The organism is Rhodoplanes roseus, from assembly GCF_003258865.1.
Classification (GTDB): Bacteria; Pseudomonadota; Alphaproteobacteria; order Rhizobiales; family Xanthobacteraceae; genus Rhodoplanes; species Rhodoplanes roseus.
The window spans coordinates 1-10073 of the sequence record NZ_NPEX01000215.1 but is presented as its reverse complement, the minus strand read 5'-3'; the positions used below and the strand labels follow the sequence as shown (position 1 = coordinate 10073).

The following is a 10073-nucleotide window of genomic DNA, read 5'->3' as shown; positions in this document are numbered from 1 at the left end:
CATCGCGACGCGGGCCCACGGCGACGAGGAGCTCGCCGAGATCTTCGCCGGCCGGCTTCGTCCCTCCGGTCCCACGGCTTCGATGAAACCACCCTCGCCCCGCTCCGACGGATCGCCCCTTCTGGTGCTCGGCCTCTCGGCCGCCCTGCTGGCCGCCGGTTTCGGCCGCCGCACCGATCCCCTCCCCGATGATGACGATGCGGACGCGCTCGCGCCGTCGCGACAGCGCGCCGCCGCGCCGAAGCGCGGCTGGTGGGCGGTGCTCAAGGGCGTCTATCGGCGCATCTCCGAGGATCGCGTCACCTCGATCGCCGGTGGCGTCACCTTCTTCGCGCTGCTGGCGCTGTTTCCGGCAATCGCGGCGCTGGTCTCGATCTACGGCCTGTTCACCGATCCGCGCTCGCTGACCGAGCAGCTCGACGCGCTCTCCAACGTGCTGCCCGGCGGCGCCCTCGAGGTGATCGGCGGCCAGCTCGGGCGGCTCGCCGAACAGGGCCGCTCCAGCCTCGGCGTCGCCTTCCTGATCAGCGTCGGCGCCGCGCTGTGGAGCGCCAATGCCGGCATGAAGGCGATCTTCGACGCGCTCAACATCGTCTACGACGAGGACGAGAAGCGCGGCTTCTTCCGCCTCAATCTCACCTCGCTGGCCTTCACGCTGGCCGGCCTCGTGTTCATCCTGATCGCGCTCGGCGCCGTCGTCGTGCTGCCGATCCTGTTCAGCTATGTCGGGCTCGACAATACCATGGCCGCGGCGCTGCAATGGGGCCGCTGGCCGGTGCTGCTGCTGGTGCTCGCCTTCGCGCTCGCCGTGGTCTACCGGTTCGGCCCCAGCCGGACGACGGCGCGGTGGCGCTGGATTTCCTGGGGCAGCGCCTTCTCGTCGCTCGCCTGGCTCGTCGCCTCGGTGGCGTTCTCCTGGTACGCGTCCAACTTCGGCAGCTTCAACCAGACCTACGGCACGCTCGGCGCCGCCATCGGCTTCATGACCTGGATCTGGATCTCGTCGATCGTGATCCTGGTCGGCGCCGAGCTCGACGCCGAGCTGGAATGCCAGGATCCCGAGGTGCCGAAGACGCGGGGCCTCGGCACCCGGCTCGGCGAGACCGCGGCCTGACGACGCGTCAGGATCCGACGGCGGCGCGGAACAGCCGCCAGTCGCGGGTCTGCAGCGGCACCTCCTCGAACCTCACGGCGCCGCCGAACACGGCGTCGAGGGCGGACGCCGTGCAGTCCGGACCGCGGCAGGTCTGATACAGGGTGCGGCGCCCGGTGCGCTTCGACAGCTCCAGGATCGCCGCGGCGTCCGTCGCGACCAGCGGCTCGGTGTAGACGACGAGCGCGTCCCTCGGCGCATAGAGGGCGTGGACGTAGTAGATGCCCCAGGCCGAATGATTGACGATCGCGGTCCCGCCCGCCTCGGCGTTCAGAACGGCCAGGATCCGGTCGCGCTCCCAGGCCGAGTCGACCCGCGGGGTCTTGGCGAACACGATCACGGCCGTGGCGGCGTTGAGCAGACAGAAGCCGGCCACCAGGCCCGTCGCGGCGCGCCGCGGCAGCGCCGCGATCAGATCGGACAGGATCACGATCGCCGGGATGAAGACGAAGACGACGTGGTGCCCGGCCCAGACGTTGCGGGTGAGCAGGAACACGGCGATCATCGAGACGATCGAGGCGAGCAGCAGCACCAGGCGCAGCGTCAGGATCGTGCGCCCGACATGTACGGCCGCGGCGGCGACGCAGGCCGCGTAGAACGCCACCGTCGAAAACTTCATCGCCGTCACGATGCTGGGCGACGGCAGGTCGTAGACGCGATGCGCGAAGGACAGCCAGGCGGTCAGATAGAGCAGCACGGCGTCGCGCACGTCCCGCAGCGTAAACGCGACGCGGGTCCGGGCGAGATGATCGAGATAGAACGCGCCGTCGGCCGTCCGGGCGAACAGGACGAGCGCGCCGCCGACCGCCAGCACGGCGGCCGCGGCCACCGCGAACGGCCCTGCCCGGCGCAGCCGCAGGGCGAGCGAGCCGAGCGCAATCCGAAGCCCGCTCTCGCTTCCGGCCGGGTCGTCGGCGAGCGCCGCGACGGCGAAGAACGCGGCCGGGATCAGCAGATAGACCAGGAACGGCTTGTCTTCGAGGGCGAGCGCGAACAGCAGTCCGGCGACCGCCCCGCCCGCGATCTGCAGGGACACGCCTCGACCGGCGAAGCGCCGCACCAGCACGGCCGAGCCGGCGAAGGCGACGGCGGAGACGCGGATCGGCCCGGTGTCGTGCACCAACTGAAGGACGAACGGAAAGAACGCCAGCGCGAGGCAGAACGCCAGCAGCGGCCGGCGCGCCGAGCCGGCGAGCAGCGCGGCGAACAGCACGAGCCAGCCCAGCCCGACCAGATACTGCGTCGTGATACCGGGCCACACCGCGTGGAACGGCGCGTACAGCACCGCACTGAGCCCGCCGACATAGGCGTAGGAGCGCATGATCGCGAGGCCGAACGGGCCGTGCAGCACATAGGTGCCGTCGCAGGGCTCGCGGAACGTGTTCAGCACCGCGGCCGGATGGATGCGGCAGGCGAGCGCATGGAACGGCAGCACCTCGTCCATGTTGGGCGGCACCAGCAGGATCGCGCCGACCGCGATCAGGAGAAACACCGCGAGCGCGCCGAGGACCATGGAGCGGTCGGTCGAAAGCCCTCCGAGGCTGCGCATCGTCAGCGCTTCTCCAGGCCCGTCGCGGTGATGACGCTGGCTTCCTGGTACTCGTCGTCGGCATTGACGGCCCACAGGTCGTGGCGGGCGAGGCCGCAGATGTTCTCGGCGGCGAGCAGGCCCATCAGGATGCTGTGGTCCTGGTTGTTGTACTTGAAGGCGCCGTAGCGGCCGACCACCGAGAGCGTCTCGAAGCGCGACAGCCAGGCCGACAGCGTCGCGACCTCGGCCTTGTAGCCGCGCGCATAGACCGGATAGCTGCGCGCCAGCCTCACCACATGGGCGTTGCGCACGGCCCGGTCGCCGACCAGCCCGGTGCGGCGCAGCTCGTCGGCGGCGAGCGCCGACAGCGTCTCGGACGGCGTCGTCCACAGCGCGTCCCGGTCGTCGCACCAGTATTCGAGGCACAGGATGCTGTTCGGGCTGTCGCCGCACAGGCTCGGCAGCCAGTTGCGGAAATTGGTGATGCGCCCGGTGCGCAGCGCCGGCTCGTGGACATAGACCCACTGGTCCTGGAACAGGTCGGCGCCGTCCACCTCGAGATAGACCAGGATGGTGTTGCGGAAGGTCAGCCGCCGCGCGCTGGCGCGGACCTCGTCGGGCGGATCGAGAGTCTCGACCAGCCTGGTGATCGGCATCGACGAGACGACGTGGCAGAAGCTGCGGCGGTCGCCGCCCTCCAGCTCGATCACGGGCCGTCCCGCGAGGTCGATGCGCGCCACCTTGCGGCCGAGATGGATGTGACCTCCGAGACGCCGCACCGCCTCGGCCATCTGCTCGTAGACCTGGCCGGCGCCGCCGTGCGGATAGGCGAAGCGGTCGACCAGCGTCTTGTGCGTCTCGCCGCCGCCCGCCAGGGCCGCCTTGACGGCCTCGAACAGCGACAGCTTGCGGATGCGCTGCGCGGCGAAATCGGCGTCGAGCCGGTCGCACGGAATGCCCCACAGCTTCTCGCTGTAGGACTGGAAGAAGATCTCGAACAGCCGGCGGCCGAAGCGGTTCACCACCCAGCCCTCGAAGCTGGTCTCGTCGCGCCGCGGCGCCACGGCCGCGCGCCCGTAGCTGAGCACGCAGCGCGCCGCCTCGGCGAGGCCCAGCCCGCGCAACGCATTGCCGGGCTTGAGCGGGTAGTCGAAGAACGTGCCGCGGTAGTAGATGCGGGTCAGCCGGTCGACCATGTCGTAGCGGCCGTCCACGGCCTCCAGCCACAGCGCGTTGACGCGCGGGTCGGTGCTGAAGAAGCGGTGCGGGCCGAGATCGACGGTCTGGCCCCACAGGGTCAGCGAGCGCGCCATCCCGCCGACCGCGTCGAGCGCGTCGAACACCTCGACGGCGACGCCGCGCCTGGCGAGCGCATAGGCCGCGGTCAGGCCCGCCGGCCCGGCGCCGACGATGCCGACACGGTCGGGCAGCATGGTCACGGCATGCTCCCCCGACGACCCGGCGCGACGCATCGCGCAGCCGTCGTCCCCTCCGTCGCGATCATGATCCGCACGGCCGCCTCCCCGCGTCCCGATACGACGCCGCGGGCGAAAAGGCCATCACCCCTCGGGATCGCGGCCCGAGACGGTGACGCCGTCGACGGCGCGCACGGCGGCCAGGAACGTCCGCACGAAGGCGCGCGTCACGGTCGACGGCGGACGATGCAACGGATGGTAGAGGGCGAAGCGATAGTCGAGCGCCGGCGCGAAGGCCCGCACCGCGACGGCCGACTGCGCGCCTTGCGGCGCCGGCGCGCCTTGCGGCACGTGTGCCGCCTGGGCCGCCTGGGCCGCCGTGAACGGGTCGACGATCGTGACGCCCATGCCGTTCGCCACCATGCCGCAGGCGACGGCGAAAAAGTCGACCTCGGCGACGACGTTCCACTGCGCGCCGGCGTCGGCGAAGGCGCGGCCGATACGGTGGTGGATCTCGCGCTCCCGGAAGCTGGTGACGAACGGCTCGCCGTCGAGCAGCGTCGGCGTCAGCATCGCGTAGGAGGCGAGCCGGTGCTCGGCCGGCAGCACGCAGACGCAGGGCGCCGCGACGTTCGCCAGCATGGCGGCCTGGGCGTCGAGCCGCACGTCGGCGATGCCGAGATCGTAGGCGTGCCCGGACAGCAGATGCCGCACCAGCTCGGACGTGTTGGTCAGCACCTTGAACGACACCCGCGGATGCGCGCGGGCGAAGCCGGCCAGCACGGCCGGCAGCAGCGCCAGGCCGACCAGCGGCTGCGCCGCGATCATCAGCCGCCCCGAGCGGCCGTCGCGGATGTCGTGGATGGCCTGCCGGACGTGGTCGAAGTCGGCCAGCACCGGGGCGACCTCGTCGACCAGCTGCAGCGCCTCGGCGGTCGGCTCCAGGCCGGTGCCGGTGCGCCGGAACAGCGGCAGGCCGATCTGCTGCTCGAACCGGGCGATCAGGCTGCTGACCGCCGGCTGCGACACGCCGAGCAGGCGCGCCGCCGCGGTCATCGACCGGGTCTCGGCCACGGCCCGGAACGCCTCAAGGTGACGGAGCTCGAAATCCATAAGGCAGGCTTATAGCATCTCCGGGCCGGATTTGACCGCATTTTCGCTGCACAACATTTGCGTCGCGGCGACGGCTGTTGCTGCCCATTTCGCTTTGCCACAAGTCCGGCTTCTCGATAGCGCTCGACCATCGATCCTCGACCTGCGGAGACGTTTCATGATGGCGAAATGGGCGGCCGTTCTCGGCCTGGCGCTGATGACGACGGGCGCGGCGGCGCAGCCCTATCCCAGCCGTCCGATCACCCTGGTGGTGCCGTATGCGGCGGGCGGCAGCTCCGACGTGCTCGGCCGGCTGCTCGCCGAGCGGCTGTCGCGCTCGCTCGGCCAGCAGGTCGTCATCGACAACCGGGCCGGCGCCGGCAGCCGGATCGGCACCGAGATCGTCGCCAAGGCGGCCCCCGACGGCTACACGCTGCTGCTCGCCGACATGCCGCACACCATCGTGCCGGCGATCCAGAAGGGTGTGCCCTATCACCCGGTGCGCGACTTCACTCCGGTGGGGCTGATCGGCACCACCTCGATGGTGCTGTTCGTCAATGCCGGCTTGAAGGCGCAGACGGCGCCGGATCTGGTGGCGCTCGCCAAGGCGAGCCCCGACACGGTGACGATCGCCTCCGGCGGCATCGGCAGCACGACGCATCTCACCGCCGAGCTGTTCCAGGTGCGCACCGGCACCAAGCTCGTGCACGTGCCGTTCCGCGGCGCCGGCCCGGCCATCAACGACCTGTTCGCCGGCCATGTGCAGTCGGCCTTCACGACGCTCGCCACCGCCAGCGCGATGCTGGACGGCGGCGGCATCCGGGCGCTCGCCATCGCCAGCGAGACGCGGCTGCCGTCGCGCCCGGCCATCCCGACCTTCAAGGAGAGCGGCATCGATCTGGTGGTCGAGCATTGGTGGGGCATCCTGGCGCCGGCCGGCGTGCCGGCCGAGATCGTCACGCGGCTCCACCAGGAGCTCGCGGCCGTGTTGGCCACGCCCGATTTCGCGACGAAGCTCGAGCCGCTCGGCGTCGCCCCGTCGACCAGGTCGCCGGAGGAGTTCCACGCCCTGCTGGAGAGCGAGACGGCGCGCTGGGCCGAGATCGTCCGCAGCATCGGCGTGGTGGTGCCGTGACGGCGGCCGTCACGACGCCGGGTGTCGTCGACCGCGCCCTGTGGGCCGACTTCGAGACGCTGTGCGGGTTCGGCGGTCGGGTCGCCGGCTCGCCCGGCGAGCAGGCGGCGCTCGACTGGGCGCTCGGCCGCCTCACCGACATCGCCGATTCGGCCGGCACGCCGGCGCCGCATGCCTGGCCGGTGGCGTACGCGGGCTGGCACTGCCGCGACGCCCGGCTGATCGACCTCGGCAGCGGCAGGGCGCTCGCCTGCACGCCGCTGCTCGGCACCGCGGCGACCGCCGGAATCGAGGCCGAGGTGATCGACCTCGGCCGCGGCCGGCCCGACGATTTCGATCGCCACGCGGACTCCGTTCGCGACCGGATCGTCCTGGTCCGCCACGAATACCCGTTCTCCACCGGCCACGTGCACCGGCGCGTCAAGCTCGGCCTGGCGCAGCGCCTGGGCGCGGTCGGGTTCCTGATCGCCCATCCGGAGCCGGAGGCCGGCCCGGTGTCGGGATCGAGCGGCCGCGACGGCGGGCCCGGCATCCCGGCGCTCGGCATCGACACCGCGGCGGCGACCGCCCTCGCGGCCGGCCCGGACGGCCGACGGCCGATCGCCCGCATCGTGATCGACGGGGAGGACGTCGCCGGGCGGACCCGCATCCTCACCCTCGACCTGCCGGGCCGCGGGCCGGACCTCGTCGTGCTCAGCGCCCATGTGGACGGCCATCCGCACGGCGAGAGCGCCATCGACAACGCCACCGGCGTCGCCGTCGCGCTGGCGGTCGCCCGGCGGCTCGCCCCGCGCGCCGCCGCTTTTTCCCACGGCTTGCGCGTCTGCCTCACCTCGGCGGAGGAATGGGGGCTCGCCGGCTCGCGGCAATGGCTCGCCGCGCTGCCGGCCGACGAGCGGGCCCGCATGCGGCTCGACGTCAATCTCGACTCGGTCGGCGGCGCCCCGCACCTCACCGCGCTGACCTCGGACTTTCCGGCGCTCGACCGGTTCGTCCGCGCGGTCGCGGCCGAGGAGGGGCTGGCGCTCGCCACCCACCTGCCGGCGATGCCGAACTCCGACCACGCCAATTTCGCCGCGCACGGGATTCCGGCGCTGCGGCTGATCGCCGGCTTCGACGCCCCGGACAGCGCACTGCGCCTGCTGCTCACGGGCCGCGACCGGCGCGACCTCGTGCGGCCCGAGGAGCTCGCCGCCGCTGTCCGGACCGCAGCGGCCCTGGTCGAGCGGGCCATGGCGGCCGACGCAGCGACCCTGGCGGCGCTGGCCGTGCGCTGACCGGCTCGTGACGGTCCGGCCCGCCGCCGTCACGGTTTCGCCCTGTTGTCGCCGCGCCGCGGTATAGAACGAGGGGCAGAACCGGCCGCGATCCAGCGCCGGCGGGAGAACCCGACGATGGCGTGGCGCGACGGAACGGTGGCGGTGGTCCTGGCGACAATGGTGGCGGCCATGGCGGCCGGACCGGCCGCTGCCCAGGCCCCGAGCCAAACGCCGCTCCAGTCCCGCGCACCCGGCGTGCCGGGCGTGCCGGCGATCGTCGTCCATCCCGGCCCGAATGCCGCGCCGGACGCTCCCGAGGCGGTCCCGGCGCCGCCTCCCCTGCCGCCGGAACCGGCCGAGGGCGTCGGCATCGACTGGCAGGTCCGCAACCGCTTCCGCCTGTTTCGCGACGAGCGCGACTTCCTGCGCCATGCGGCGGTGACGCGCGGCCGCTCGGTGCTGGCGGCCGAGCAGACGCTCGCCGGCGACACCGGCGGGCGCGGCTGGGCGCGCGACACGGTGGTGCGGCTGTGCACCGACACGGCCGGCCGCGTCGTCGACGAGTGCCTGCGCGACGGCGTGCGCGAATCCTATCTCAATCCCGCCGACCACCGGATCGAGGCGAAGCTCTCCGGCCCGGTCGACCCCGCGGCCCAGTGCGCCTGGACCTTCGAGGACGGCGACAGCCTGCCGCGCAGCGTCACCGCCGCCTGCGGCGAGCCGGTGAACCTGCGCGCCGTCTACGGCAAGCCGACCATGGCGGTGGTCGACATCGCGGTGCCGGGCCAGCCGGTGCGCCGCGCCACCACCGAGATCCTCGTCCACGACATGCTGATCGCCGGGCTGGGCGACTCGATCGCCGCCGGCGAGGGCAATCCCGACCGGCCCGTGGTGCTGTCCGACGAGGGCTTCTGCTTCCGCCGCTTCGGCGGCGGCGGCCGCAACGAGTTCTTCCGCCCCGGCCGCCAGGGCTTCAAGGGCGACAAGGCCTGCGACTCGGCCTCCGGCCGCGGCACCGAGGGCGACCGCGCCGACTGGTCGCGGCTCTCGGCGCGCTGGATGAGCGCGCCCTGCCACCGCTCGCTGTACGGCTACCAGCTGCGCGCCGCGCTGGCGCTGGCGGTCGAGAACCCGCGCATCGCCGTCACCTTCCTGCCGCTCGCCTGCACGGGCGCCACCATCGAGGCCGGGTTGTTCGCCGGCCAGCCGGCGCGCGAGCTGAACTGCGGCACCAGCGGCGCCGCCGACTGCCCGCGCCAGGTGCCGGGCCAGCTCGCGCAGCTCCGCGACCTCCTCGCCAGGGCGCAGAAGACCCATCCGGAGCGCGGCCTCGACCTGGTGTTCCTCACCGTCGGCGCGAACGACATCGACTTCTCCGGCCTCGTCGCCGACGTGATCATCGAGGCCTCGAGCGAACGCTCGCTGTTTCGCCAGGCCGGCGTGATCGGCAGCATCGAGGGGGCCCAGGCCGCCCTCGACGGCCCCCTGCCGACCAGCTTCCGCCGCCTGCGGGCGGCGCTGAAGCCGCTGGTCGGCGGCAGCCTCGACCGGGTCGTCTACGTCTCCTACGGCCACCCGGCGCTGAGCCCGGCGGGCGGCGCCTGCCCGACCAGCCGCGACGGCTTCGACATCCACCCGGCCTTCGGGGTCGACGCCCGGCGGCTCGCCCCGGTGTCGCAGTTCGTCCAGGCCCGGTTCTTCCCGCGCCTGAAGGCGCTCGCCACCTGCACGGCCGGCGGCGCCTGCGCCGACCCGGCGCACGACCGCATGACCTTCGTCGACGGCCATCAGGGCATCTTCGCCGACCACGGCTTCTGCGCCCGCTCGACCGACGACCCCGCGTTCGACCAGGAGTGCTTCTCGACCGCCGGCACCAGCTTCCCGGCGAGCCCGGTGGAGGGCGCCACGGCGCCGCTCGCCTGCGGGGCGCGGCCGAGCGAGTTCCGCGCCTATGCGCCGCGGGCGCGCTGGATCCGCACCGCCAACGACAGCTACTTCGCCGCCATGACGTTCCCGGAGGGCGTCTCGGCGACCATGCAGCCGAGCGACCTGCACGACGCCACCTGGGGCGTGCTCTCGGCCGTGTATGGCGGCGCCATCCATCCGACCGCCGAGGGCCACGCCGCCATGGCCGACGCCGCCCTGCCGGCGGCCCGCACGGTGCTGCGGCTGCCGCAGCCCGACACGGCGATCGTCGCCGAGCCGCTGCCGGCCGCCCTTCCGGCCCCCGCTCCCGAGGCGGTGCCGCAGACGGCGGGCTCCGGCCAGCCGCCGCGGTGAGCCACCGCCCGCGGACAGCCGCGGCCATTCTCCGGCCGCATGGCGGCTCCTGCAAAACCGCCTTGCGCGCGCCGGGGCTTGCCTCGTCGCGCGACCCGGACCACAGCTAGAACCATCGTACCCCCGAGAACGCACCCCCGACATGTCGGCGGGCGGACCGCCGGTCCGCTCTGCGCACGGAGCGTGCGGCCTCCCTCCGGCCGGCCAT

7 protein-coding genes are annotated in these 10073 nt (G+C 72.9%); 4 read left to right on the top strand and 3 right to left on the bottom strand.

The genetic code is table 11. The features are described from left to right. On the top strand, positions 1-1114 hold a 1114-nt coding region (locus tag CH341_RS23095; protein ID WP_210208562.1), incomplete at its 5' end, for a YihY/virulence factor BrkB family protein. A gap of 7 nt (positions 1115-1121) precedes the next feature. Here the strand turns inward: CH341_RS23095 and CH341_RS23090 are convergent. The 3 genes from CH341_RS23090 to CH341_RS23080 form a co-directional block, all read right to left on the bottom strand. Next, on the bottom strand, positions 1122-2702 hold the full coding sequence (locus CH341_RS23090) for a hypothetical protein (protein WP_111421342.1): 1581 nt from the start codon (positions 2700-2702) through the stop codon (positions 1122-1124). Positions 2703-2704: 2 nt separating this feature from the next. Next, positions 2705-4117 (bottom strand): FAD-dependent oxidoreductase, encoded by a 1413-nt coding sequence (locus tag CH341_RS23085; protein WP_245431211.1) that lies wholly within the window; start codon positions 4115-4117, stop codon positions 2705-2707. A gap of 126 nt (positions 4118-4243) precedes the next feature. Next, the gene (locus CH341_RS23080) at positions 4244-5212 is read right to left on the bottom strand and encodes a LysR substrate-binding domain-containing protein (RefSeq protein ID WP_111421340.1); all 969 of its coding nucleotides are present in this window, start codon (positions 5210-5212) and stop codon (positions 4244-4246) included. Positions 5213-5369: 157 nt separating this feature from the next. On the opposite strand from CH341_RS23080, the gene CH341_RS23075 reads away from it, so the two are divergent. The 3 genes from CH341_RS23075 (at position 5370) to CH341_RS23065 (ending at position 9865) form a co-directional block, all read left to right on the top strand. Then, the gene (locus CH341_RS23075; RefSeq protein WP_111421339.1) at positions 5370-6326 is read left to right on the top strand and encodes a Bug family tripartite tricarboxylate transporter substrate binding protein; all 957 of its coding nucleotides are present in this window, start codon (positions 5370-5372) and stop codon (positions 6324-6326) included. Then, positions 6323-7603, top strand: a complete 1281-nt coding sequence (locus CH341_RS23070) for a M28 family peptidase (RefSeq protein WP_170149770.1) — start codon at positions 6323-6325, stop codon at positions 7601-7603. Before CH341_RS23075 ends, CH341_RS23070 begins: the two co-directional genes overlap by 4 nt. 117 nt (positions 7604-7720) lie before the next feature. Beyond that, a complete protein-coding gene (locus tag CH341_RS23065; RefSeq protein ID WP_210208560.1) occupies positions 7721-9865 on the top strand; it encodes an SGNH/GDSL hydrolase family protein in 2145 nt (714 codons plus the stop codon). Positions 9866-10073: the final 208 nt, after the last annotated feature.